We start from the raw sequence: 24,213 nt of genomic DNA, 5'->3' as shown, positions 1-24,213 counted from the left end.
CCGGTCGGTCACTACGGTCTGTTCACCCACCCCCACCGGACCGATGGGAGAGCCGCCCCATGCGCATCCGAAGCACTGCCGTCGCGGCAGTCGCCGTACTCGCCCTCTCCGCCTGGCTGCCGGCCGGGACGGCCGCCGCGGTGCAAGAAGCCGCCGGGGCCGCCGGAGCCACTGGCACAGCCGGCGCGGCCGGCGGTGCGCCGGGCGACGTCGTCAGTTCCGTACCGTCCGCCTTCCATCCGCTGCCGGGCCAGCCGACCGGCACCAGGGCCTGGAAGATCCACTACCGTTCGACCACTGCCGACGGGGCGCCCAACGTCGTCTCCGGCACGGTCATCGTGCCGCAGGACGGCCGCACCGGGCCGCGCCCGCTGATCACCTACGCGGTGGGCACGGTCGGTCTCGGCGACTCCTGCGCGCCGAGCGCCAACCTGCCGGACGGCACCTCCATGGAGGCCAACCTGATCCAGCAGCTGACCTGGCGGGGCTGGGCCGTGGTGGTCACCGACTACGAGGGCCTGGGCACCCCGGGCACGCACACGTACACGGTCGGCCGGTCGGCCGGTCACGCCGTCCTCGACGCGGCCCGGGCCGCGCAGCGGCTGCCGGAGGCCGGGCTTTCGGCGGACGGACCGGTCGGTGTCATGGGCTACTCGCAGGGCGGGCAGGCGGCCGGCTGGGCGGCGGAGCTGCACGGCTCGTACGCGCCCGAGCTGAACGTGAAGGGCACGGCGGCCGGCGGGGTGCCCGCCGACCTGCGGCGGGTCGCGGACTTCAACGACGGCTCGTACGGCTCCGGTCTGATCTTCATGGCGGCGGCCGGGCAGGACGCCGCGTTCCCCGAGCTGGACCTGGACTCCTACCTCAACCCGGCCGGCCGGTTGCTGGTGGGCTTCTTCAAGGAGAACTGCGTGGTGGTCGACGCTGTCGCCGGGTCCTTCAAGCGGATCTCCGACCTCACCACCAGCAACCCGCTGGACCGGCCCGACTGGCAGGCCCGGCTGGACCAGTCGCGGCTCGGCCGGACGGCCCCGGCCGCGCCGGTGTACCAGTACCACGCGTTGGGCGACGAGCTGATCCCGTACGGGGTGGGCCGGCAGCTGCGCGCCGACTGGTGCGGGCGGGGTGCGGACGTGCACTGGGAGACGATCTGGGTCGGTGAGCACGTCAGCGGGGTGATCACGGAGGCGTTCGAGGCGCAGAACTGGCTCGCCGACCGGTTCGCGGGCCGCCCGGCGCAGGGCAACTGCTGACGCGCCGGGACTCCTGCGGCTCCGGTCCTCCGGCTCGGGTCCTCCGGCTCCGGTTCCTGCCCCGGCGGTTCAGTCCTCGCCGGGGCAGGACTGCGTGCCGGCGGGCAGCCGGCCGGTGGTCAGGAAGTCCTGGACCCGCTGGCGGACGCAGGCGGAGGAGGCGTATCCGGTGTGGCCGTCGCCCTTGTAGTCGAGGATGACGGCGGAGCCGAGGCGCCGGGCGGTCTCCTCGGTCCACTGGTACGGGGTGGCGGGGTCGCCGCGGGTGCCGACGAGCAGCATCCGGGGGGCGCCGGGCCGGTCGATCCGGCGGATGAAGTCGGTGCCGGGCGGCCGGCCGTAGCAGGCGAGCACGGTCATCAGCTGGAGCGGGCCGAAGATCGGCGAGGCCTTCAGGAACTGTTCGCGGAGCGCTTCGACCTCCCGCTCCACGGCCTCGGGACGGGCCCGGTCCTTGCTGCGGTCGGGGTCGTCGGCGCAGTTCACGGCGATCAGGGCGGCGTCGGCGTTGTCGGCGGGCGGTTCGTGGCCGTCTTCGTCCTCGTGTTCGCCGGACGGCTCGGCTTCGGGCGACGCCTCGCCGATGGTCAGCAGGGCGGTGGGGTCACCGTTCCGTTCGGCCTGCCGCAGGCCGCGGGCCAGGCCGGGCCACGTGGCCCGGGAGTAGAGGGCGTTGGCTATCAGGACGGTCACGTCCCGGCCGGTGACCAGGCTGCCGTCGCCGCCGGTCAGCGGGCGGATGTCGAGTCGGTCGACGAGGGCGTTGACCTGCTGCTTCGCGGTGCGGGTATTGCTTCCGTACACGCATTCCCGCTGGTGGGCGCACCAGGTGAGGAAGTTGTCGAGGGCCTGTTGCTGGCCGCGCGCGGAGGCGAGGGCCTGCTCGACGAGGGGTTCGGTGAGGGTGTCGACGCCGTCGAGGACCATCCGGCCGGTGCGGCGGGGGAACTGGGTGGCGTACACGGCGGCGAGCCGGGTGCCGTAGGAGAACCCCAGGTAGTCGAGGCGGCGTTGGCCGAGGGCCTGGCGCAGGACGTCGAGGTCACGGGAGACGTGGATGGTGCCTATGTACGGCAGGACCGGGCCGGAGTGCGCGGCGCAGCGGGCGGCGACCTCGCGGAGCGCGGCCAGCTGGGACGCCGCGTCGGGGCCGACGGGCCCCTGGGGCCGGAGGGACCCGCCGCAGCTGATGGGGCGGCTCCGGCCGACGCCGCGCGGGTCGAAGGTGACCAGGTCGTGGGTTTCGGCGAGGTCGGCGAAGGTCTTGTGGGCGCCGGCGAGGGTGGTGATGCCGGAGGCGCCGGGGCCGCCGAAGTTGAGGACGACGGCGCCGAGGCGTTTGGAGCCGGTGGCGGGGATCTTGGCCACGGCGACGGGGAGGGTGCCCTTGGCCGGGTCGGCGTAGTCGAGGGGCACGGTGAGGGTGGCGCAGCGCATGGCGGCGGGCGCGGATCGGTCGGGGCAGTCGCCCCAGCGCAGCCGCTGCCCGTAGAACCGCTCCAGGGCCGGGCCGTCCGCGCGGCGCTCGCGCTCGGCCGGCCCGGCGGGTGACGCGGGGCGCTCGCGCTGGGCGGGCCCGGCGGGTGGCGCCACGAGGGCGGCGAGCAGGGCGCAGGCGGCCGCCGTGGGGACGGCGGCGGTACGGGAACGGCGCACGGCACCCTCCTCGGGTCGCCCCGGCCCCCCTCGGACCCGCGGCTCCGCGGATTCCACGGACCACCATACGATCGCCCCCGCGCGTGCGCGCCCCGAACGCCCCCGGGCCCGCGCGGGGCGCGGGAAGCCCCCAGGGGCGCGAGGAACTGCGCGACCAGCACCCACGGGCCCGGGCCCGGCCGGTGACCGGGGTACCCCGGCCTGGGGGCCGGGCGGGGTGCGGGGCGCGGCGGCGCGGCCCGGGCGGGGTCATGCGCGGTAGAGCTCTTCGATCTCGCGGGCGTAGTCCCCCGCGATCACCCCCCGCCGCAGCTTGAGCGACGGCGTGAGGTGCCCCCGCGCCTCCGTGAAGTCGCCCGGCAGGACCCTGAACCGGCGGATCGCCTCCGCGCGCGAGACCAGCGCGTTCGTGTCGTCCACGGCCCGCTGGAGGTCGGCGAGCAGCTCGCCGTCGTGGACGAGTTCGCCGACCGGCACCCCCTGTTTCCGCCTCATCTGCCGCCAGTGCGCCAGCCCGTCCGGCTCCAGCGTGATCAGCGCGGTGATGTAGGGCCGGTTGTCGCCGATGACCATGCACTGGCTGATCAGCGGGTGGGCGCGCAGCCGGTCTTCCAGGAGGGCGGGGGCGACGTTCTTGCCCGCCGAGGTGATGATCAGGTCCTTCTTCCGGCCGGTGATGGTGAGGTAGCCGTCGGCGTCGAGCGCGCCGATGTCGCCTGTGGCGAACCAGTGGCCGGCCGTCGCGGGGTGCGGGTCGTTCCAGTAGCCGGCGAAGACGTGCCGGCCGCGGAGGAGCACTTCGCCGTCGTCGGCGATCCGTACGGCGCTGCCGGGGAGCGGGCGCCCGACGGTGCCGAGGCGGGGTTTCAGGGGTGGGGTGACGGTGGTCGCGCCGGTGGTCTCGGTGAGGCCGTAGCCCTCGTAGACCTCGATGCCGGCGCCGGTGTAGAAGGCGGCGAGGCGGCGCCCGAGCGGGGAGCCGCCGCTGATCACGTAGCGGAGGCGGCCGCCGAGGGCGGCGCGGATCCGCCGGTAGACGAGCGGGTCGTAGAGGGCGCGGGCGGCGCGTACGCCGAGGCCGGGGGTGCCGCCCCCGGTGGCCTCGCCGGCCCGCTGCGCGATCCGGGCGGCCCGGTCGAAGGAGCCGGCGCGGCCGGCCTTCTCGGCGGTGGCGCGGGCGGTGTTGTAGACCTTCTCCAGCACGTACGGGATGGCCAGCAGGAAGGTGGGCCGGAAGCCGGCGAGGTCGGCGAGGAGTTCGTCGGTCTGGATGCTGGGGGCGTGGCCGAGCTTGACCCGGGCGCGGAGGCAGCCGACGGCGACCATCCGCCCGAACACGTGGGCGAGCGGCAGGAACAGCAGTGTGGACGCCGGGTCCTTGCTGACCGCCTTGAAGACGGGGTGGAGCAGTTCGATGGCGTTGTCGACCTCGGCGAAGAAGTTGCCGTGGGTGAGCACGCAGCCCTTGGGGGTGCCCGTGGTGCCGGAGGTGTAGACGAGGGTGGCGACGGATTCGGGCATGCGGCTGCGGCGCCGCTCGTGGACGACCTCGTCGGGCAGGTGCGCGCCGGCCCGGGCGAGGCGGCCCAGGGCGCCGGTGTCGAGTTCCCAGAGGTGGACGAGGCCGGGCAGGTTCACCCGTTCGGCGCTGACGACGCGGGCCTGGGCGGTGTCCTCGACGGCGCAGGCGGTGGCGCCGGAGTCGTGCAGGATCCAGCGGGTCTGGAGGGCGGATGAGGTGGGGTAGACGGGGACGGTGACGAGTCCGGCGGCCCAGCCGGCGAAGTCGAGGAGGGTCCACTCGTAGGTGGTGCGGGCCATGATGGCGAGGCGGTCGCCGGGCTGGAGGCCTTCGGCGACGAGCCCCTTGGCGACGGCCATGACCTCGGCGGCGAACTGTGCGGCGGTGACGTCCTGCCAGTCGCCGCCGGGTCCCTTGCGGGCGAGGACCGCTTCGGTGGGGGCCCGTTCGGCGTTCTCGAAGGGGATGTCCCCGAGTGAGCCGGTGACGGGTACGGAGGCCAGGGGAGGTACGGACACCTCCCGGACGACTCCGCCGAGCACGGTCGTCACGGGCTCTGGTTCCACGGCTGTCACGGCGCCTCCTCGTGCCCCAGGTCGAGTTACCGCCGGTAATCCTCGCGCGGCCGCCGGCCGCTGAACACCCTTGGCACGGCCCCCGCACCTCCCCCGCACGAGCCCCGTACGGCACGTCCACGGCATCCCCACGCGAGACGCACGCCAGCCCGGCCTCCGTTTCCGCGCGGAGAAAACACCGCCGCCCCCGCCCGGACGGGGGCGGGGGCGGCGATGAGCCGTGCGACGGGGCGCGGTCGGGCCTCAGGCAGTGGCGGTGGCGGCGACGGGAGTGCGCTCGTCTGCGGCGGTGCGCTCGTCCAGCGGGGAGCCGGAGGCGGAGGCGTAGGCCTCCTTGTCGAGGATCCCCTCACGGGCGGAGACCACGACCGGGACCAGGGCCTGGCCGGCCACGTTGGTGGCGGTGCGGATCATGTCGAGGATCGGGTCGATCGCCATCAGCAGGCCGACGCCGGCCAGCGGCAGGCCCAGCGTCGACAGGGTCAGGGTCAGCATGACCGTGGCGCCGGTGAGGCCGGCGGTCGCGGCGGAGCCGACGACCGAGACGAAGGCGATGAGCAGGTATTCCTTAATGCCCAGCTGCACGTCGAAGACGTTGGCGATGAAGATCGCGGCGAGCGCCGGGTAGATGGCGGCGCAGCCGTCCATCTTGGTGGTCGCGCCGAACGGCACGGCGAAGGAGGCGTACTCCTTCGGGACGCCGAGGCGCTCGGTGACCCGCTGGGTGACCGGCATGGTGCCGACCGAGGAGCGGGAGACGAAGGCGAGCTGGATGGCCGGCCAGGCGCCCTTGAAGAACTGGACCGGGTTGACCTTGGCGACGGTGGCGAGCAGCAGCGGGTAGACGCCGAACATCACCAGGGCCGAGCCGATGTAGACGTCGGCGGTGAAGGTGGCGTACTTGCCGATGAGCTCCCAGCCGTACGAGGCGATGGCGGTGCCGATGAGGCCGACGGTGCCGATGGGGGCGAGGCGGATGACCCACCACAGCGCCTTCTGCAGCAGCGCCAGCACGGACTCGGAGAAGGCCAGGACGGGCTGGGCCTTGTCGCCGAGCTGGAGGGCGGCGATACCGGCGACGGCGGCCATGAAGACGATCTGCAGCACGTTCAGCTCGGTGAACGGCGTGATGACGTCGCTGGGCACGATGCCGGTCAGGAAGTCGATCCAGGAGCCCTGGCGCTTGGGCAGCTTACCGTCGGCCGGGGTGAGGCCGGTGCCGGCGCCCGGGTCGGTGAGGAGACCGATGGCGAGGCCGATGCCGACCGCGATCAGCGAGGTGATCATGAACCAGAGCAGGGTGCGGCCGGCCAGGCGGGCGGCGTTGTTCACCTTCCGCAGGTTGGTGATCGACACCAGGATGGCGAAGAAGACGAGCGGGGCGACGGCCAGCTTCAGCAACTGGACGAAGATGTCGCCGACCTTCTCCAGGGTGGTGTGCAGCCAGCTGACGTCCTGGCTGCGGGCCAGCCAGCCGAGGAGCACACCGAGCACCAGACCGGTGACGATCTGGGCCCAGAAGGGGAACTTGAACGAGGCCTTCTTGGCCCCGCTGGCGGTTGCGGACACGGGCTCACTCCGGGAGGGACGCACAAAAGAGGGGGGTTCTGCGGGGGTGTTGCGGTGCGGCAGCCAGGAAGGCCCGGCCGGGACCGCTGCTGGTTCTCTTCAGGAGCAGCAACAGGCCGCGGACACGCGGCGGCAGAGATCGACGTGCAGGCGCGCCACGAGCAGGGTGCTCATGGCCGTGGCAGGCGCAGCTGTCGTCAACATGTTGAAGACGCTAACACTCATGCTTTGAGAATCTCAAAGGCTTACTTTGAGCCGGCGGGGGCGGCGGGGCCCGCAAAAACGACGACGCCCCAGCGCAGGACCGGAAAATCCTGCACTGGGGCGGTTCGTCGTGTGACGAAGCCAACAGACCTACGAGCCGGCCCGGGCGGCGTCGTCGGCCGCGTCCTCCTGGCTGCGGTTGGCGGCGAGCCTCTCCTTCGCGCCCGCGACCCGTCCCTCGATCTGCTGGGACATCTCCTCGCGCTGCTTGCGCAGCAGTACGAAGGACAGCGGCGCGGAGAGCACGAGCGCGAGGAGCACCACCCATGCCAGGTTGGCGTCCCCGAGCCCGGCCGGCACCCACTGGAGCCGGACGAGGGCGAAGACGACGAAGAAGCACGCGACGAAGATGCCCAGCCGCATCGCGGTGTAACGGATGGCTGCGTTCGGCTTGCCGGCCACGCTGACCCCTTCTCTCTACCTCGATCGTGCCCGTCCAGTGAAGCACGGGCGGCTCACCCGCAGGGCCGCCGGGGTGCTCCGGCCGGCACGAGCCGCAGCGACGCGAGCGGGATCTTGAGCGCCGCCTTCGCCTGCGCGTCCCACAGCACGGCCCGCCCGTCGGCGTCGCCGAGCAGCACGTACGCCTTCCGGGGGTCGAGTTCTCCGCCCTCGACGGGCACCTTGGCGAGCTCGGTCACGGGGGTCACGCACATCCACTCCGGCTTGATGCCGTAGTACGGCGCCGGGGTCCGTCCGGCCGCGGCCGCCTCGACGGCCCGACGCCCGGCCTCCTCCGCCGGGGCCAGTGCGAGCCCCCACACACCGGTGCCGAGGCAGTAGGCGGAGATGAGGACGAAGCCCAGGTAGGGGAGCCAGCGGTCGCGGACCGCGGCGTGGAAGTGCTTCAGGTAGCCGAGCATCGCGGGGGCGAGCAGCCACAGGCAGGTGCACCCGATCAGTTTGAGAGTGGCCCGCACGGCGTGCACGGCGGGGACGTCGACGTCCTCCAGGTCGATGCCGAAGGGCCGCAGGTAGAAGGCGGGCACGGAGAGCCCGAGGGAGGGCAGCAGGCCGGGGACGCACGGCACCAAGGCCGGCACCAGCCACGGCAGCAGCACCCGCCAGGTGGCGTGCCGGACCAGCAGGCCGAGCCCGGCCAGGACTCCGGTGGCGGCCGCCGCTACCGCCAGGGCCAGCCACACGGCCGGCGGAGCGAAGTGGTGCGCCACCGCGGCCGCGAGGGCGGCGGGGACGAACAGGGCCGCCACCCGGAGCGCTACCGCCCGCACGGGCTGCTCGGGCTGCCTGCGGGCGGTGACCACCGTGCCCAGCGCGACAGCGGCGGACAGCAGGAGCGAGCCGATCACGAGGGAGACGGGCGAACGGAGCTCCAGGCCGAAACCGGCGATCAGCGCCAGTGAGGCCGGCAGGAGCAAGTCGGCCCGCAGCGGCCGCGGGCGCGGGCGCAGAGCGGTCCTGCCCCGCGTGGACAGTGCCGGAACGGCCCGGACGTCGCTCCGGGGCACCGGCGCGCCCGGCAGTACGCGGGCGGCCAGGGCCCGCGCCGGCCCTTCGCCCACGGCGCGGATCCGGCGCGCCCGGTCCGCATGCCCGACGGCGGTGTCGGCGTACCTGCGCGGCCGTCGGCCGGGGGTACCCGGGACCGCCTCCCACAGCGGTGGTTCCCTGCGGGCGCGTTCGACCCGGTCGACCGCCTCGACGACGAGGTCCAGGCCCAGCCCGTCGGCCATCAGCTCCAGGTGCATCCGTCCGCCGTCCGCCGCGCGGAACGACGACCCCGGGAACCGGAGCTCGACCACGTACCAGGCGCGGCTCTCGGTCACGGCCGTGACCCGTGTTCCCCGTCGCTCCAGCACCGGCCAGCCGCGGGCCTGGAGGGCCGATTCGAAGAGCTCGTGGTCCGTGGCGGTGCCGCGCAGTTCGACCAGTGCCACCGCCCGCTGGTCCCAGGCCCCGGCCCACCCCGTCACCGGCGTCCCCCTTCCCCCGGCCGCTCAGCCTAGAGGAGCGGCAGGAGCAGGGTGATGTCGTCGCGGTCGTCGTCCGGGGCGACGCGGATGGCGCCGGGGACGCGGCCGACCTCCTTGTAGCCGCAGGACTCGTAGAAGCGTTCGAGGCCCATGCCGCCGCGGCAGGTGAGGCGGACGGCCTCGATGCCGTCGATCGTGCGGGCCGCGTCGGCGGTGGCGGCCATCAGGGCGCGGCCGGCGCCGCGGCCCTGGAGGTCGGGGTGGACCATCACGGTGTAGACCCACAGCCAGTGCGTCATCAGGCGGTGCGTGTTGAGGGCGAGGAAGGCGGTGGCGGCGACCCTGCCGCCGGTGTCCCGGCCGACCAGCAGGCGGGTGCGGCCGGTGGTGACGGCGTCCAGGTGCTTGAGGAGTTCGGGGCGGATGTCCTCGGCGGTGACCGGGGGGACGAAACCGACGGCGCCGCCCGCGTTGGTGACGTCGGCCCAGAGGTCGAGGATGCCGTCGGCGAGCTCGCGGTCGACCACCGGATCGAACGTGAAGGTAAGGGTCATAGGCCTAGGGTAGTAATTACAAGCTCTGCGCGCCAGGGAAAAGAGTAAGCCCCGGCAACCCAGGCCAGGGCTTACTCCTACAGGTGGGGCGGGTCGCGCCGTCAGACCCGCATCGGCTGGGGCGACTCGCGCAGCGAGGCGTCCGGGCCGGGGTACTCGCGGATGACCTCGTACCGGGTGTTCCGCTCGACCGGCCGGAAGCCGGCCTCCCGGATGAGCTCCAGGAGGTCCTCCCGGCCGAGCTTGTTCGGAGTGCCGTAGTCGTCGGCATCGTGCGTGATCTTGTATTCCACGACCGAGCCGTCCATGTCGTCCGCGCCGTGCTGGAGCGCCAGCTGTGCGGTCTGCACGCCGTGCATCACCCAGAAGACCTTCACGTGCGGGACGTTGTCGAAGAGCAGCCGCGAGACCGCGAAGGTCTTCAGGGCCTCGGCGCCCGTGGCCATCGAGGTGCGCGCCTGGAGGGTGTTGCGGACCTTGCCGTCCTTCATGTCCACGAAGTCGTGCTGGTACCGCAGCGGGATGAAGACCTGGAAGCCGCCGGTCTCGTCCTGGAGCTCGCGCAGGCGCAGTACGTGGTCCACGCGGTGGCGCGGCTCCTCGATGTGCCCGTAGAGCATGGTGCAGGGGGTCTTCAGCCCCTTCTCGTGCGCGAGCCGGTGGATCCGCGACCAGTCCTCCCAGTGGGTGCGGTGGTCGACGATGTGCTGCCGGACCTCCCAGTCGAAGATCTCCGCGCCGCCGCCGGTGAGCGACTCCAGGCCCGCCTCGATCAGCTCGTCCAGGATCTCGGACGCCGAGAGGCCGGAGATGGTCTCGAAGTGGTGGATCTCGGTGGCGGTGAACGCCTTCAGGGAGACGTTCGGCAGCGCCTTCTTCAGTTCCGAGAGCGAGCGCGGGTAGTACCGCCACGGCAGGTTCGGGTGCAGGCCGTTGACGATGTGCAGCTCGGTGAGGTTCTCGTTCTCCATGGCCTTGGCCAGGCGCACGGCCTCCTCGATGCGCATCGTGTACGCGTCCTTCTCGCCCGGCTTGCGCTGGAACGAGCAGTACGCGCAGGACGCGGTGCAGACGTTGGTCATGTTGAGGTGGCGGTTGACGTTGAAGTGCACCACGTCACCGTTCTTGCGGGTGCGCACCTCGTGGGCCAGCCCGCCCAGCCAGGCCAGGTCGTCCGACTCGTAGAGGGCGATTCCGTCCTCTCGGGTCAGCCGCTCGCCGGAGCGGACCTTCTCCTCCAGCTCGCGCTTGAGCCCAGCGTCCATCGGCCGGTCGCCTCCTGTGTGTCTGCCGTCCTGCAACCTCCCCCAGGCTTCGCCCGGGGGTACCCCCAGCAACCGTACTCTCAGCGCTCCTCGGGCAGCTCGCCGACCCGGTTCTCCCACTTGGTGGAGAGCACGATCGTGGTGCGGGTGCGGGAGACGCCCTTGGTGCCGGAGAGCTTGCGGATGATCTTCTCCAGCCCGTCCACGTCGCCGGCCCGGACCTTCAGCATGTAGGAGTCGTCGCCGGCGATGAACCAGCAGTCCTCGATCTCCGCGAAGTCGCGCAGCCGGCGCGCCACGTCCTCGTGGTCGGCCGCGTCGGAGAGCGAGATGCCGATCAGCGCCGTGACGCCGAGGCCGAGCGAGGCCGCGTCGACGGTGGCGCGGTAGCCGGTGATCACTCCCGCGGTCTCCAGCCGGTTGATCCGGTCGGTGACGCTCGGTCCGGAGAGGCCGACCAGCCGGCCCAGCTCCGCGTAGGAGGCGCGTCCGTTTTCGCGGAGTGCCTGGATGAGCTGCCTGTCCACCGCGTCCATCTATCTGGAACCTTCCATTGTTCGGCGATCGCGCAAGTTTACGTATAGAATCTAAGGCACACAGGGTCAGAGCCCTGTGAAATCTTTCATCAGATCAATGACGATCTTCAGGAGTGGTACACCGTGTACACGATCGAGATGGCCTACGCGCACATGCGACAGCTCCAGGAGCTGGCCAACCGATCCCGTGCCGATCAGCCCGCCGCCGCCCACCGCGTCGACAAGACCCGCAGGCCGCGCCCGGCCAAGAAGCGCTAGCCCCGCTAACCCTCGGCCCGAGCACCACCGAGGTCCCCTTCCCAGCGGCGGTACAGCCGGTGCGGCACCCCTGCCGCGTCCAGCACCCGCCCCGCGACGAAGTCCACGAGGTCCTGGATGTGCGTCGCACCCGCGTAGAACGCCGGCGAGGCGGGCAGCACGACAGCGCCCGCCTCGTCCAGCGCGACCAGGTGCCTGAGCGTCTGGCCGTTCAGCGGGGTCTCCCGCACCGCGACCACGAGCCGGCGCCGCTCCTTGAGCGTCACGCTCGCCACCCGCTGCAACAGGTCCTTCGACAGCCCGAGCGCCACCCCCGCCACGCAGGCCGTGGACGCCGGCACCACCAGCATCCCCTTCACCGCGTACGAGCCGCTGCTCGGCCCGGCGGCCAGGTCACCGGCCGGCCAGTACCGCACGTCGTCCAGCACGAGGTCCGTGAAGGTGTCCGGCTTCCCGTCGGCCCCCAGCCCCAGCCACTGCGCGAGGTCCTCGCGCCAGTGCGCGTCCCGGAAGGCGATGCCGGTCTCGTCCAGCAGGGTGAGCCGCGACGCCCGGCTGACCACCAGGTCCACGCTCTCCCCGGCCGCCAGGAGCCCCCGCAGCACCGCCGCCGCGTACGGCGTGCCCGACGCCCCGGAAACCCCCACCACCCATGGGGTGCGCTTGCCGTCAGTCATGACTCCGAGACTATCCGGCCACACCGGGCGGGCACTCCCGGCGGGGTACCGGACGTTGTACGGCCATGACGACGACCACGGGACGGCGGGGGCGGACCGCGGGCCTGCTCATGCTGGCCTGGGTGGCCCTGCTCTGGGTGCTGGAGGCGGTGGACGCGGCCGGCGGCCACGCCCTCGACGCGTACGGCATCACGGCCCGCGATCCCGACGACCTCGGCTCGGTGGTCACCGCGCCGTTCATCCACTTCGGCTGGGACCACCTGGCCGCCAACACCCTTCCGCTGCTCGCCCTCGGGTTCCTCACCGCCCTGGCCGGCGTACGCCGCTTCCTGCTGGTCTGCGCGGTGATAGTGGTCGCCGACGGCCTGGGCGTCTGGCTGCTCTCCCCCGAGGGCTCCAACACCGCCGGCGCCTCGGGCCTGGTCTTCGGCCTGTTCGGCTTCCTGCTGGTGCGCGGCTTCGTCGAACGCGACCCGGTGGGCATCGTGGTGGGCCTGCTGGTGGCCGCGATCTGGGGCGGCACCATCCTGGCCGGCCTCGGCCCCGGCGACCCCGCCGTCAGCTGGCAGGGCCACCTGATCGGCCTCCTGGCCGGCGCGGCCACGGCCCTCCTGCTGCCCCGGCCCCGCCGCGCGCCCGGGCCGGACGGCGCCGGGGTCTACGGCTAGCGCTGGTCCGGCGCAGGCACGGCGGCGCGGCGGGCGGGAGCCGAGCGGCGCTCACCCGTGCGGGTCACGGAGTCAGCGGATCACGGCGTCAGCTGGTCACGGCGTCAGGGTCACGGCGACAGCGGGTCACAGCGTCAGGCCGCGGGCGAAGAGGTCGGCGAGCGTCGCCAGGAACAGGCAGATGCCGATCACACCGTTGACCGTGAAGAACGCCCGGTTCAGGCGGGACAGGTCGTGCGGCTTGACGATCGTGTGCTCGTAGACGAACGCGCCCGCCACCACGGCCAGGCCCACCCAGAACAGCGCACCCGCGTCCGTCGCGACCGCGTACCAGGCCAGCAGGGCGGTGGTGACGACGTGGCAGGCGCGGGCCCCCCACAGGGCGGCCGGGACGCCGAAGCGGGCCGGGACCGACTTCACGCCCTCGTCGCGGTCGGCCGCCACGTCCTGACAGGCGAAGATCAGGTCGAAGCCGCCGATCCACACGCCCACCGCCAGGCCCAGGATCACCGCGTCCCAGGACCAGGAGCCGGTGACCGCCAGCCACGCGCCGACCGGCCCCATCGCCTGCGCCAGCCCCAGGATGGCGTGCGGGTAGTTCGTGAACCGCTTGCCGTACGGGTAGACCACCATCGGGACCACGGCCACCGGCGCGAGCGCCAGACAGAGCGGGTTCAGCAGCGCCGCCGAGCCGAGGAACACCGCGAGCGCGATCCCCGCACCGGTCCAGGCGGACCGCACGGACACCGCGCCGGTGACCAGCTCCCGGCCCGCCGTACGCGGGTTGCGCGCGTCGATCTCCCGGTCGATGATCCGGTTCGCGGCCATCGCGAAGGTGCGCAGGCCCACCATGCAGACCGTCACCAGCAGCAGCTCCACCCAGTGCACCGACCGGTCCGCCCCGAACATCGCGGTCAGGGCCGCGATGTAGGCGAACGGCAGCGCGAACACCGAGTGCTCGATCATGACGAGGCGCAGGAAGGCCCTGACCCTCCCGGTGGCCTGCGGGGCGGCCGGGCCGGGCCCGACCACTCCGTCGGCGGTGGTCATCATGCGAGGCTCTCCAGGAACGCGTCGATGTCGGCCAGCAGCCCGGCGGCCGGCACCGCGCCGGTCCGCACGGTCACCGCCGGCGCCTCCTCCTCGCCCTCCGGCGGGCTGACCCGCGCCGTGAAGGCGTACTCGCCCGGGCCGGCCGGAGCGGCGTCCAGGCGCAGCACCCCGCCGCCCTCGACGGTGAACTCCGCGGACCCGCCGGCCACCTCGGCCCGCAGCTGCTCGGCGAAGCCCACGGCCTCGGTGTCCCGCAGCCCGGGCAGCTCGAAGCCGTCGCCCCCGCCCTCCCCGTCCTCGAAGAGCAGCGCCCAGACGTCGCCGGAGCCGGCGAACTCCTCGGGGCTCACCCCGGCCTGCTCCGCGGCCAGCCGGACGTCCGGATCGGCAGGGTCCAGCTCGGGGCGCACCAGCGCCACGTACGCGGTGTCGTCCCCGACGAACAGCGCCGGTCCCGCTGCTTCGCTCACAGCCCGTACTCCTTCCAGCGGCGGTCCACCAGGGCCGCGGTCGCCGGGTCGGACTCCACCATGTCCGGCCAGCCGCCGTCCCGGGTGTAGCCCTCCTCCGGCAGCTTCTTCGTCGCGTCGATGCCCGCCTTGCCGCCCCAGAACTGCTGGTACGAGGCGTGGTCCAGGTGGTCGACGGGGCCCTCGACCACGGTGAGGTCGCGGGAGTAGTCCGTGTTGCCGAGGGCCCGCCAGGAGACCTCGTGCAGGTCGTGCACGTCGCAGTCCTTGTCCACCACGATGATCAGCTTGGTCAGCGACATCATGTGCGCGCCCCAGATGGCGTGCATGACCTTCTGCGCGTGCTTGGGGTACTTCTTGTCGATCGAGACGATGGCGCAGTTGTGGAAGCCGCCCGACTCGGGCAGGTGGTAGTCCACGATGTCCGGGACGATGATCTTCAGCAGCGGCAGGAAGAACCGCTCCGTGGCCCGGCCCAGCGGACCGTCCTCGGTCGGCGGGCGGCCCACCACGATCGACTGGAGCAGCGGGCGCCGCCGCATCGTGACGCAGTCGATCTTCAGGGCGGGGAACGGTTCCTGCGGCGTGTAGAAGCCGGTGTGGTCGCCGAACGGCCCCTCCGGCAGCATCTCGCCCGGCTCCAGCCAGCCCTCCAGCACCACCTCGGCGTTGGCGGGCACCTGGAGCGGAACGGTCTTGCAGTCGACCATCTCGATGCGCTTGCCCGCGACGAAGCCGGCGAACAGGTACTCGTCGATGTCGCCCGGCAGCGGGGCCGTCGACGCGTACGTCACGGACGGCGGGCAGCCGAAGGCGATCGCCACCGGCAGCCGTTCGCCGCGGGCCGCCGCCACCGCGTAGTGGTTGCGGCTGTCCTTGTGGATCTGCCAGTGCATGCCGATGGTGCGCTTGTCGTGGCGCTGGAGCCGGTACAGGCCGAGGTTCCGCACGCCCGTCTCGGGGTGCTTGGTGTGGGTGAGCCCCAGGTTGAAGAAGGAGCCGCCGTCCTTGGGCCAGGTGAACAGCGCCGGCAGCCGGTCCAGGTCCACGTCGTCCCCGGTGAGGACGACCTCCTGGACGGGCGCGGAGTCGCCCTTCACCTTCTTCGGCGGCACGTGCACCATCGAGCCGAGCTTGCCGAACGCCTCGCGGACGCCGACGAAGCCCTGGGGGAGCTCGGGCCTGAGCAGCCCGCCGATCTTGTCGCTGATCTCGCCGTACGACTTCAGGCCGAGGGCCTTCAGGAGGCGGCGGTCGGTGCCGAAGACGTTCATCGCCAGGGGCATGTCCGAGCCCTTGACGTTCTCGAACAGCAGCGCCGGGCCGCCCGCCTTGTTCACTCTGTCGACGATCTCCCCGACCTCCAGGTACGGGTCGACTTCGGCCTTGATGCGCTTGAGGTCGCCCTCCCGCTCCAGGGCCCGGAGCAGCGAGCGGAGATCGTCGTAAGCCATGCCGTCCAGTATCTGCCACGCACTACCCTGGAACCGTCACCGGGGCCCGCCGCGGCCCGCCGCCACTCCTTGGGGGTCGGTCCCACACCGTGCTGCGCTACCTGCCGTTCCTGCTGATCATCGCGCTGACCGTCTACGCCTTCATCGACTGCCTGAACACCCCCGAGGAGGAGGTCAAGCACCTCCCGAAGGTGGTGTGGGTGATCATCATCCTGCTGTTCTCGATCGTGGGGCCGGTGGTGTGGCTGTTCGCGGGCAGGAAGCGGGCCGCAGCCGGCGGTGGCGCGGCCGGACGGGCTCGTGGCCGCGACCAGTGGGTGGCGCCGGACGACAACCCGGACTTCCTCGACTCGCTCCGCGAGGAGCAGCGCAGGCGCAAGCGGCAGGACGACGAGGAGAAGGGCCCCGACCGGGACTAGCGGCTGGCGCGGTGGAGCTGGGCGGCGTAGCTGTCGCGCAGCGCCGACCAGCGGTTGGCGGTCCGGGAGGGCCAGTCCGCGGGGGCGCCGGCCAGGTGGTCCTCCAGCAGCAGGAAGTGCTCGTGCCAGCCGGCCAGGCAGTCCAGCCGGTCGGCCTCCGTGCCGCGCCGCTCGTTGGTGAAGCGGATCAGGGTGGAGTCGGTGCCGAGGGGTTCGAGGTGGAAGCGGATCCGTCCGTGTTCCGAGAGGGTGTATTCGACGACCCGTTCCACGTCCCACGCGGTGACGTGGCCGGTGGCCGTGGTGCCCGGCCCGTTCAGCCAGCGCAGGCGGACCTCCCCGCCGAGGTGCCGTTCCAGGACCTCCGCCGAGGCGAGCCAGCCGCGCAGGCCGTCCGCCGTGGTCAGGGCGGGCCAGACCTCCGTGTAGGCGTGGGCCAGGTGCGGTGCGAAGTGCAGCAGCCAGTGGTCGGCGTCGCCGGGGCGGCGCTCGCTGGTGCCATGGCTCACAGGGGGCATGACACCAGCGTCCCACTCCGTCCGCTCAGACGCCCGCGTACGAGTGCTTGCCGTTGAGCAGGATGTTCACGCCGTAGTAGTTCCAGATCCAGCAGGCGAAGGCGAACAGCGCGAGGTAGGCGGCCTTGCGGCCCTTCCAGCCGGCCGTGGCCCGGGCGTGCAGGTAGCAGGCGTACGCCACCCAGGTCACGAAGGACCAGACCTCCTTGGGGTCCCAGCCCCAGAACCGGCCCCAGGCGTCGCCCGCCCAGATCGCGCCCGCCACGATCGTGAAGGTCCACAGCGGGAACACAGCCGCGTTGATCCGGTACGCGAACTTGTCCAGCGAGGCGGCGGACGGGAAGCGCTCCAGCACCGAGGAGGCGAAGCCGCCCGGCTTGTCGCCCCGCGCGAGCTTGGCCTCGTAGGAGTCGCGGAAGAGGTAGAGCACCGTGCCGGCCGCGCCGATGTAGAAGACCGCACCGCAGAAGATGGCCGTGGAGACGTGGATCCACAGCCAGTACGAGTCCAGGGCCGGGACCAGCTGGTCGCTGTCGGTGTAGAGCCACTTGGTGGCGATGCCGAGGTCCAGCAGGACGGTGGTGACCAGGATCAGACCGAGCCAGCGGACGTTCTTCTTCGCCGCGAGCAGTGCCAGGTACGCGCCGACGGCCACCGTGGAGAAGGTGATCGAGAACTCGTACATGTTGCCCCAGGGGGCGCGCTGCACCGACAGGGCGCGGGTGACCACGCCGGCCGCCTCGATCAGGAAGCCGAGCACGGTCAGGGAGACGGCGATCCGCCCGTACAGGTCGCCCTGCTCGGTGCCGCCGGCCGCGCCGGGGCCGTCCGGGACGTCGCGGTCGCCGGTCGCCGACCGGGTGACGACCTGCGGCTTGTCGAGTACGGCGGTTCCGCCGCCCTGGGTGCGGACCTGCACCGCGGGGGCCTTGGCCTTCGCCCCGGCTTGCGCGGTCAGGGCGGCCGCCGTCCGGCCGACCTTGCTGCGGCTGCCGAAGACCCACTCGGCGATGTGGGCGAGGAAGGCGAGCGTGTAGACCGCCATCGACGAATAGATCAGGTAGTTGCTGATCTGCGCCAGGTCCTCGTTGGCTGCGACTGCGAGCGGTGTCATGCACGCTCTCCTTCAACGGTTTCTTCGACGGGGTCCGGCGCGGTGGGCGCCTTCTCGTGCAGCGTGGCGGCCAGTTCCGCGAGCTCCTCCGGCAGGCGGGGGGACTCGCTGCGGCCCAGGCCGGCCAGCTCGACCACGGTCACCCCGTCGGGGCCGGGCACGGCCCGCACCCAGATCCGGCGGCGCTGGACGAACAGCGAGGCGGCCAGGCCCGCGATGGCGGCGATGGCGCCGCCGAGGGCGAGGCCGTTGCCGGGCTGCTGGGATACCTGGAAGGTGGCCCAGCGCTCGATGCCCTCGAACTTCACGGAGCCGGCCCCGTCGGGCAGGGTCATCGTCTCGCCGGGGCGGAGCATCTGCTTGAACAGCTCGCCGTCCGCGCCGAGGAACTTGTTCATCTTGCGGGTGTCGAGCTGGTAGACGTTCTGCGGCAGGCCGGAGTCCACGCCGAGGCTGCCGTGGTACGCGCTGAGCGCGAGCACCGGGTAGTCCAGGGCCGGGAACTGGGAGAACATGTTCCCCTTGTTCTGGCCGGCGAAGGTGGGCACGAACCAGGCGGCGAAGCCCAGCTGGGTCTTCTTGCCCTCCTTGTCGCGGTAGCCGTCGGTGACCTTGACGGCGCCGGAGGAGGTCAGGTTGGAGTCCTGCGGCAGCATCGGCACGGCGTCCTTGAAGATCACCTTGCCGGAGCGGTCGGTCACGGAGAGGACCGGCGCGTAGCCGTGGCCCAGCAGGTAGATCTTGGCGCCGGCCACGTCGAGCGGCTCGTTGACCTCGATCTCGGACTTCCGGGGCGCGCCGTCGGCACCCTCGCTGACGGTGACGTACGCCTTGAAGTCGCGGGGGGTGCCCTTCTGCGGGCCGGTCTTCTCGAAGGTGGCGTCGAACCGGTCGAGGCTGAAGGAGAACTTCGGGAGGTCGTCGACGTCGAACAGGCTGCCGGACTTGAAGTCGTCGTACTGGGTGAGCGTGTTCGAGAAGCCCTTGCCGCGCAGGACCAGCTTGCCGCCCTCGGACTTGAACAGCTGGCCCGTGGCGAAGGCGACGAGCATCACGATCAGGGCGATGTGGAAGAGCAGGTTGCCGGCTTCGCGGACGTAGCCCTTCTCGGCGGCGACGGAGTCGGCGGAGGCCTCGGTCCGGTACCGGCGTCCGCCGAGGAGGGTCGCCGCGTGGGCGAGGACGGCGTCCGGGTCGGCCCCGGTGCGCCAGGTGGCGTAGACGGGCATCCGCTTCATCCGCTGGGGGGCGCGCGGCGGGCGGCCGCGCAGCTGCCCGACGAACTGCCAGGTGCGGGGGACGATGCAGCCGATCAGCGAGACGAACAGCAGTAGGTAGATCGCGGAGAACCAGAAGGAGGTGTAGACGTCGAAGAGCTGGAGCTTCTCCGCTGCCGGCACCCAGAAGTCGTGGTCGCGCTTCCACTGCTCGACCTTGAGGGGGTCGACCTGGGTCTGCGGGACCAGGGAGCCCGGGATGGAGCCCAGGGAGAGCAGGAGCAGCAGGATCAGCGCCACCCGCATGGAGGTGAGCTGCCGCCAGAACCAGCGGGCCCAGCCGAGGGCGCCGATGCCGGCGGCGGGACCGCCGGGCGCGTCGGGCGCGTCGTCCACCGGGGCGGTGGACAGCCTGTCGCCCGGGTCGGGTCCGGTGCCGGTTCCGGTGCCGGTTCCGGTGGTGTTGTCCGTCGTAGTCATGTGCCTGTCGTCCTCAGATCCCGACCGTGAAGGAGCCGGCCCAGCCCTGCATTTCCCACACGATGCTGTCCCAGATTCCTGTGACGAGCAGCAGGCCGGTGAGGATCAGCATGCCGCCGCCGATCCGCATCACCCACGCGTAGTGCTTCTTCACCCATCCGAACGCGCCGAGCGCCTTGCGGAAGGCCACCGCGGTGAGGATGAAGGGCAGGCCCAGGCCCAGGCAGTAGACGGCGGTGAGCGCGGCGCCGCGGACGGCGCTGGCCTCGTTGATGGAGAGGGTGGCGAGCGCACCGAGGGTGGGTCCGGTGCAGGGGGCCCAGCCGATGCCGAACAGCACGCCGAGGAACGGGGCGCCGACGAGGCCGGCCGCGGGCTTCTTGTGGAAGCGGAACTCGCGCATCGTCAGGCCGGGGATCCAGCCCATGAAGTACACGCCGAGGAGGATCACCAGGACGCCCATGATCCGGGAGATCGTCTCCCGGTTGCCCTGGAGGGTGGTCCCGAACTGTCCGAAGAGCGCCCCGGTGGAGACGAACACGGCGGTGAAGCCGAGGACGAAGAGCAGGGCTCCGGCGAACAGCCGGCCGCGGCGGGCCTCGGCGAGGTCCGCGCCGCTGGCCCCGGTGACGTACGAGAGGTAGCCGGGGACGAGCGGCAGGACGCACGGCGAGAAGAAGGAGACCAGTCCGGCGACCAGGGCGATGGGCACGGCGAGCAGCAGTCCGCCGCTCAGGACGGTCTGGTTCACGCCGAGGTCCTCGGCGGCGAGCAGCATCACGGGATCACTTCTCCGCGAGGAGCGGGTCGATCATCTGCCGGAGCTGCTTCTCGTTGACGGCGACCAGGGCGCGGGCGGCGATCTTGCCCTCCTTGTCGACCACGATGGTCGAGGGGATGGCCTGGGGGTTGAGCGTGCCCTTGGGGAAGCGGAGCATCAGCTTGCCGTCGGGGTCGAACAGGCTCGGGTAGGTGATGCCGTAGTCCTGCTCGAAGTTGATCGCGTTCTGCTTGCTGTTGTCGCGGGTGTTGATCCCGACGAAGGCGACGTCCTTGCCGGCGGCGGCCAGCTCGTCGGAGACCTTCTTGAAGTACGGGGCCTCGCCGCGGCAGGGCGGGCACCAGGAGCCCCAGACGTTGAGTACGACGACCTTGCCCTTGAGGGTGGAGGTGTCGAGGGTCTTGCCGTCGACGGTCTCGCCGTCGAGCTTCGGCGCCTCCACGCGTTCGCCCCTGGCGACGGTGGAGATTCCGCTGGGGCCCGTGACGTAGTTGCCGCCGGCGGAGCCGGTGGTCTTGCCGCCGTCGCTGCACGCCGTCAGGGTCAGGGCGCTCGCGAGGGTCACCGCGGTCAGCAGGATGGGGGCGCGGCCGATTCTCATGTGAAAAGTTTCGCATGGGCGGAATCGGGATCTTCCGCGCCCCCCGGGGCTCCGCTTAACCGCTGATCAGGCGGCCGTGAGGAAGGTCTTCCAGCCGCCGGCGGGGGCCTTGCCGGGGGCCAGGGTCCGCATCCGGGCGAGGACGGCCGGGTCCTGCGCGTCGAGCCAGTCCACCAACTGCCGGAAAGAAACGAGCCTTACATCCCTTTTGTCCGACATGGCCTTGAGGGCTTCCTCGACCGCGTCCATGTAGATGCCGCCGTTCCACTCCTCGAAGTGGTTGCCGATGAAGAGCGGCGCCCGGTTCGTCTCGTAGGCCCGCTTGAACCCGGCCAGGTAGGCGCCGGTCGCCTGGGTGCGCCAGCCGGGGTAGTTGGCGGGGACACCACGGGTGGTGTTCCGCGACTGGTTGGCGAGGATGTTGTAGTCCATCGACAGCACCTCGAAGGAATGCCCGGGGAAGGGCACCGACTGCAGCGGGAGGTCCCAGACCCCGCCCTTCTTCGCCGGCCACTGCTGCAGGCCCCCGGGGGAGCTCGCGTCGTAGCGCCAGCCCAGCTCGCGCGCGGTGGGCAGCAGCCGTTCCTGGCCCAGCAGGCAGGGGGTGCGACCGCCGACCAGCTCCTTGCGGTAGTCGAAGGGCAGCGGCGGCAGGTCGGTGAAACCGGTGTTGGTCCGCCAGTTCGTGACGAAGGAGACCGCCTGCTCCGTCTCGCTGCGCCAGTCGGCCGCCGTCCACCTGCCGACGGACCCGGAGCCGCCGCAGAAGTGGCCGTTGAAGTGGGTGCCCACCTCGTGCCCGTCCAGCCACGCCTGCCGGAGGTTCCGCAGGGTCAGGCGGATGTTCTCGTCCTTGAGGTAACCGATGTCGGACGCGCCCACCGGGTTCCCCGGCGGCTCGTAGAGGTCCTTCTTCGACTCCGGCAGGAGGTAGATCCCCGAGAGGAAGAAGGTCATGGCCGCGTGGTGGTCCCGGGCGAGCTTCAGGAAGCGCGGGAAGAGGCCGTTGCCTATCTCGCCCGCGCCGTCCCAGCTGAACACCACGAACTGCGGCGGCGTCTCACCGGGTTCCAGCGGCACCGGCGGCGCCGGCTGGCCCGGCTGCGGCCCGGTGTCCGCGGTGGACCCGTCGCCGATCGGCCTCGCCGCCGGCCGCCCGTCCCCCGGCCCGGTACCCGACGGCCCCGGCTTCCCGCCCCCGGAACCACCGCCACCGCAACCGGCCAGGCCCGCCGCGGCCGCGGCGCCGAGCCCCAGACCCAGAGCACCCCTTCGACTGAAGTCGCGCATGTCACCGCCCCTGCTCACAAGGAGTTGTGTCCTGGGACGGAGATTCCCGCGCGACCCGCAGTTATCTGGGCGGAGCCGTAACAGCTACGCACCAAAGGCCTTGGACTTGCCCTTCACCGGCTTGGCCCCGGCCAGCAGGTGCGCCGGGACCAGGTCCCGGGCCGGCTCGCTGTACCCCACCGACACGATCCTGTCGCCCTGGTACGTGAACGAGGTGAGCGAGGCCAGCGTGCACTGCCGGCGCCGCGGGTCGTGCCACAGCCGCCGCTTCTCCACGAAGCTGCGCACGATCCAGATCGGCAGCTGGTGGCTCACGCAGACCGCCTCGCGCCCCCGGGCCGCGTCGCGCGCCGCGTCCAGCGCGCCCATCATCCGCACCACCTGCTCGACGTACGGCTCGCCCCAGGACGGCCGGAACGGGTTCGTCAGGTGCTTCCAGTTCGCCGGCTTGCGCAGCGCCCCGTCGCCCACCCCGAAGGTCTTGCCCTCGAAGACGTTCTCCGCCTCCAGCAGCCGCGCGTCGGTCGCCACGCCCAGTCCGTGGCTCTTGGCCACCGGCTCCGCGGTCTCCTGCGCCCGCTCCAGCGGCGAGGACACCACGTACGCGACGTCCCGGCGCTCCAGGTGCTCGGCCACCCGGTCCGCCATCTGCCGGCCCAGGTCCGAGAGGTGGTAGCCGGCCCGGCGCCCGTACAGCACCCCGTCCGGGTTGTGCACCTCGCCGTGCCGCAGCAGGTGGACGACGGTGATGTCGGCGGCGCTCACGCGGTCGCCTCCGCGGCGGCCCGGGCGGCGGCCGGCAGCGCCGCCGCGATCCGCTCCACCGCGGCCTCGTCGTGCGCGGTCGAGACGAACCAGGACTCGAAGGCCGACGGCGGCAGGTACACGCCGTTCGACAGCATCGAGTGGAAGAACGCGGTGAAGCGGAAGCTCTCCTGCCGCTTGGCGTCCTCGTAGTTCCGCACCTCGTCGGGGGTGAAGAACACCGAGAACATGTTCGAGGCGGTCTGGAGCCGGTGCGCCACGCCCTCCTTGGTCAGCGCCTCGGTCACCAGGCCCTGGACCGCGGCCGACACGGCGTTCACCTTCTCGTACGCGGCGTCGTCCAGCAGCCGCAGCTGCGCCAGCCCGGCGGCCGTCGCGACCGGGTTACCGGACAGCGTGCCCGCCTGGTAGACCGGACCCGCCGGAGCCAGGTACGCCATGACGTCGGCGCGGCCGCCGAACGCCGCCGCCGGGAAGCCGCCGCCCATCACCTTGCCGAAGGTCATCAGGTCGGGCTTGACCCCGTCGACCCCGTACCAGCCGGCCCGCGAGGTCCGGAAGCCCGTCATGACCTCGTCCGAGATGTACAGCGCGCCGTTCTCCCGGCACAGGTCCGCCAGGCCCTGGTTGAAACCGGCAGCCGGAGTCACCACGCCCATGTTGCCCGGGGCCGCCTCCGTGATCACGCAGGCGATCTCGCCCGGGTGGGCCGCGAACGCCGCCCGCACCGCGTCGAGGTCGTTGTACGGCAGCACGATCGTGTCGCCGGCCTGCGCGCCCGTCACGCCCGGGGTGTCCGGCAGCGCGAACGTCGCCAGGCCGGAGCCGGCCGCGGCCAGCAGGGCGTCCACGTGGCCGTGGTAGCAGCCGGCGAACTTCACGACCTTGGCGCGGCCGGTGAAGCCGCGGGCCAGCCGGATCGCCGACATGGTCGCCTCGGTGCCGGAGGACACCAGCCGGACCTGCTCGACCGGCTCGACCCGGGCGACGATCTCCTCGGCGAGCGCGACCTCGCCCTCGCCGGGAGTGCCGAAGGAGGTCCCGCGGGCCACGGCCTCCTGCACGGCCGCGATCACCTCGGGGTGCGCATGCCCGAGGATCATCGGACCCCAGGAGCACACGAGGTCGACGTACTCCCGGCCGTCGGCGTCGGTGAGGTACGGACCGGTACCGGACACCATGAACCGGGGCGTACCACCCACGGCTCGGAACGCACGGACCGGAGAGTTCACGCCGCCGGGGGTCACAAGGGACGCGCGCTCGAAGAGCGTCTGCGAAACTGGGGCTTCATACGTGTACGGGTAGCTCACACCAGCCATG

The 24,213-nt window shown here is 72.0% G+C and carries 24 protein-coding genes; 4 read left to right on the top strand and 20 right to left on the bottom strand.

Features of this window, described 5'->3' with window-relative positions; all coding sequences use genetic code 11:
- Positions 1-59 precede the first annotated feature (59 nt).
- Positions 60-1,253: a lipase family protein gene (locus ACFY61_RS12570; protein WP_389470599.1), complete on the top strand. Its 1,194-nt coding sequence runs from the start codon at positions 60-62 to the stop codon at positions 1,251-1,253.
- A 69-nt stretch (positions 1,254-1,322) separates the two neighbouring features.
- Here the strand turns inward: ACFY61_RS12570 and ACFY61_RS12565 are convergent, their stop codons facing one another.
- From ACFY61_RS12565 to ACFY61_RS12530, 8 genes are all read right to left on the bottom strand, one after another.
- Entirely contained in the window at positions 1,323-2,909 is a 1,587-nt protein-coding gene (locus ACFY61_RS12565) for an alpha/beta hydrolase (RefSeq protein WP_389470596.1), read from the bottom strand.
- A gap of 249 nt (positions 2,910-3,158) precedes the next feature.
- On the bottom strand, positions 3,159-5,006 hold the full coding sequence (locus ACFY61_RS12560) for an AMP-dependent synthetase/ligase (RefSeq protein WP_389470594.1): 1,848 nt from the start codon (positions 5,004-5,006) through the stop codon (positions 3,159-3,161).
- A 243-nt stretch (positions 5,007-5,249) separates the two neighbouring features.
- Positions 5,250-6,575, bottom strand: a complete 1,326-nt coding sequence (locus ACFY61_RS12555) for a dicarboxylate/amino acid:cation symporter (RefSeq protein ID WP_389470591.1) — start codon at positions 6,573-6,575, stop codon at positions 5,250-5,252.
- Positions 6,576-6,929: 354 nt separating this feature from the next.
- Positions 6,930-7,241, bottom strand: coding sequence for a DUF4229 domain-containing protein (locus ACFY61_RS12550; protein WP_389470589.1), 312 nt, complete (start codon positions 7,239-7,241; stop codon positions 6,930-6,932).
- A gap of 53 nt (positions 7,242-7,294) precedes the next feature.
- Positions 7,295-8,773 carry a hypothetical protein gene (locus ACFY61_RS12545; protein ID WP_389470586.1) on the bottom strand — a complete coding sequence of 493 codons (1,479 nt, stop codon included), beginning with the start codon at positions 8,771-8,773 and terminating at the stop codon, positions 7,295-7,297.
- A 29-nt stretch (positions 8,774-8,802) separates the two neighbouring features.
- Positions 8,803-9,327: a GNAT family N-acetyltransferase gene (locus tag ACFY61_RS12540; RefSeq protein WP_389470583.1), complete on the bottom strand. Its 525-nt coding sequence runs from the start codon at positions 9,325-9,327 to the stop codon at positions 8,803-8,805.
- Between the two features lie 101 nt (positions 9,328-9,428).
- Positions 9,429-10,592 (bottom strand): aminofutalosine synthase MqnE, encoded by a 1,164-nt coding sequence (gene mqnE, locus ACFY61_RS12535; protein ID WP_389470580.1) that lies wholly within the window; start codon positions 10,590-10,592, stop codon positions 9,429-9,431.
- 80 nt (positions 10,593-10,672) lie between these two features.
- Positions 10,673-11,128: an Lrp/AsnC family transcriptional regulator gene (locus ACFY61_RS12530; RefSeq protein ID WP_389470578.1), complete on the bottom strand. Its 456-nt coding sequence runs from the start codon at positions 11,126-11,128 to the stop codon at positions 10,673-10,675.
- 123 nt (positions 11,129-11,251) lie between these two features.
- Between ACFY61_RS12530 and ACFY61_RS12525 the strand changes: the two genes are divergently transcribed.
- On the top strand, positions 11,252-11,386 hold the full coding sequence (locus tag ACFY61_RS12525; protein WP_389470575.1) for a hypothetical protein: 135 nt from the start codon (positions 11,252-11,254) through the stop codon (positions 11,384-11,386).
- Between the two features lie 5 nt (positions 11,387-11,391).
- On the opposite strand, the gene ACFY61_RS12520 is transcribed toward ACFY61_RS12525, so the two are convergent.
- Positions 11,392-12,063, bottom strand: a complete 672-nt coding sequence (locus tag ACFY61_RS12520; protein ID WP_389470573.1) for a UbiX family flavin prenyltransferase — start codon at positions 12,061-12,063, stop codon at positions 11,392-11,394.
- Positions 12,064-12,128: 65 nt separating this feature from the next.
- Here ACFY61_RS12520 and ACFY61_RS12515 point away from each other — a divergent pair, with 65 nt between their 5' ends.
- Complete coding sequence (locus tag ACFY61_RS12515) at positions 12,129-12,731, top strand: rhomboid family intramembrane serine protease (RefSeq protein ID WP_389470571.1); 603 nt, start codon at positions 12,129-12,131, stop codon at positions 12,729-12,731.
- A 126-nt stretch (positions 12,732-12,857) separates the two neighbouring features.
- Here the strand turns inward: ACFY61_RS12515 and mqnP are convergent, their stop codons facing one another.
- Genes mqnP through ACFY61_RS12500 form a run of 3 tightly spaced genes read right to left on the bottom strand, consistent with a single transcriptional unit; the run spans position 12,858 to position 15,708 of the window.
- Positions 12,858-13,781: a menaquinone biosynthesis prenyltransferase MqnP gene (gene mqnP, locus ACFY61_RS12510; protein ID WP_389471276.1), complete on the bottom strand. Its 924-nt coding sequence runs from the start codon at positions 13,779-13,781 to the stop codon at positions 12,858-12,860.
- Positions 13,781-14,254 carry a hypothetical protein gene (locus ACFY61_RS12505; protein WP_389470569.1) on the bottom strand — a complete coding sequence of 158 codons (474 nt, stop codon included), beginning with the start codon at positions 14,252-14,254 and terminating at the stop codon, positions 13,781-13,783. The genes mqnP and ACFY61_RS12505 overlap by 1 nt, the downstream gene beginning before the upstream one ends.
- Positions 14,251-15,708 carry a menaquinone biosynthesis decarboxylase gene (locus ACFY61_RS12500; RefSeq protein WP_389470567.1) on the bottom strand — a complete coding sequence of 486 codons (1,458 nt, stop codon included), beginning with the start codon at positions 15,706-15,708 and terminating at the stop codon, positions 14,251-14,253. The genes ACFY61_RS12505 and ACFY61_RS12500 overlap by 4 nt, the downstream gene beginning before the upstream one ends.
- 89 nt (positions 15,709-15,797) lie before the next feature.
- On the opposite strand from ACFY61_RS12500, the gene ACFY61_RS12495 reads away from it, so the two are divergent.
- On the top strand, positions 15,798-16,127 hold the full coding sequence (locus tag ACFY61_RS12495) for a PLD nuclease N-terminal domain-containing protein (RefSeq protein ID WP_389470564.1): 330 nt from the start codon (positions 15,798-15,800) through the stop codon (positions 16,125-16,127).
- Here ACFY61_RS12495 and ACFY61_RS12490 read toward each other — a convergent pair.
- From ACFY61_RS12490 to hemL, 8 genes are all read right to left on the bottom strand, one after another.
- The gene (locus tag ACFY61_RS12490) at positions 16,124-16,645 is read right to left on the bottom strand and encodes an SRPBCC domain-containing protein (protein WP_389470561.1); all 522 of its coding nucleotides are present in this window, start codon (positions 16,643-16,645) and stop codon (positions 16,124-16,126) included. The two genes, ACFY61_RS12495 and ACFY61_RS12490, sit on opposite strands and share 4 nt — an antisense overlap.
- 25 nt (positions 16,646-16,670) lie before the next feature.
- Complete coding sequence (ccsB, locus tag ACFY61_RS12485) at positions 16,671-17,759, bottom strand: c-type cytochrome biogenesis protein CcsB (protein WP_389470559.1); 1,089 nt, start codon at positions 17,757-17,759, stop codon at positions 16,671-16,673.
- Positions 17,756-19,456, bottom strand: coding sequence for a cytochrome c biogenesis protein ResB (locus tag ACFY61_RS12480; RefSeq protein WP_389470556.1), 1,701 nt, complete (start codon positions 19,454-19,456; stop codon positions 17,756-17,758). Before ACFY61_RS12480 ends, ccsB begins: the two co-directional genes overlap by 4 nt.
- A gap of 13 nt (positions 19,457-19,469) precedes the next feature.
- Positions 19,470-20,234 carry a cytochrome c biogenesis CcdA family protein gene (locus tag ACFY61_RS12475; protein WP_389471273.1) on the bottom strand — a complete coding sequence of 255 codons (765 nt, stop codon included), beginning with the start codon at positions 20,232-20,234 and terminating at the stop codon, positions 19,470-19,472.
- A gap of 7 nt (positions 20,235-20,241) precedes the next feature.
- Positions 20,242-20,838 carry a TlpA family protein disulfide reductase gene (locus tag ACFY61_RS12470; RefSeq protein WP_389470553.1) on the bottom strand — a complete coding sequence of 199 codons (597 nt, stop codon included), beginning with the start codon at positions 20,836-20,838 and terminating at the stop codon, positions 20,242-20,244.
- Between the two features lie 66 nt (positions 20,839-20,904).
- A complete protein-coding gene (locus ACFY61_RS12465) occupies positions 20,905-22,128 on the bottom strand; it encodes a hypothetical protein (protein WP_389470550.1) in 1,224 nt (407 codons plus the stop codon).
- An 84-nt stretch (positions 22,129-22,212) separates the two neighbouring features.
- A complete protein-coding gene (locus tag ACFY61_RS12460; protein ID WP_389470548.1) occupies positions 22,213-22,893 on the bottom strand; it encodes a histidine phosphatase family protein in 681 nt (226 codons plus the stop codon).
- A complete protein-coding gene (hemL, locus tag ACFY61_RS12455) occupies positions 22,890-24,212 on the bottom strand; it encodes a glutamate-1-semialdehyde 2,1-aminomutase (RefSeq protein WP_389470545.1) in 1,323 nt (440 codons plus the stop codon). The genes ACFY61_RS12460 and hemL overlap by 4 nt, the downstream gene beginning before the upstream one ends.
- Between the last annotated feature and the right edge of the window lies 1 nt (position 24,213).

It is taken from the genome of Streptomyces sp. NPDC012888, assembly GCF_042900645.1.
Taxonomy (GTDB): domain Bacteria; phylum Actinomycetota; class Actinomycetes; order Streptomycetales; family Streptomycetaceae; genus Streptomyces.
The sequence above is the reverse complement of the archived record's forward strand: the minus strand, read 5'-3'. Positions and strand labels throughout refer to the sequence as shown.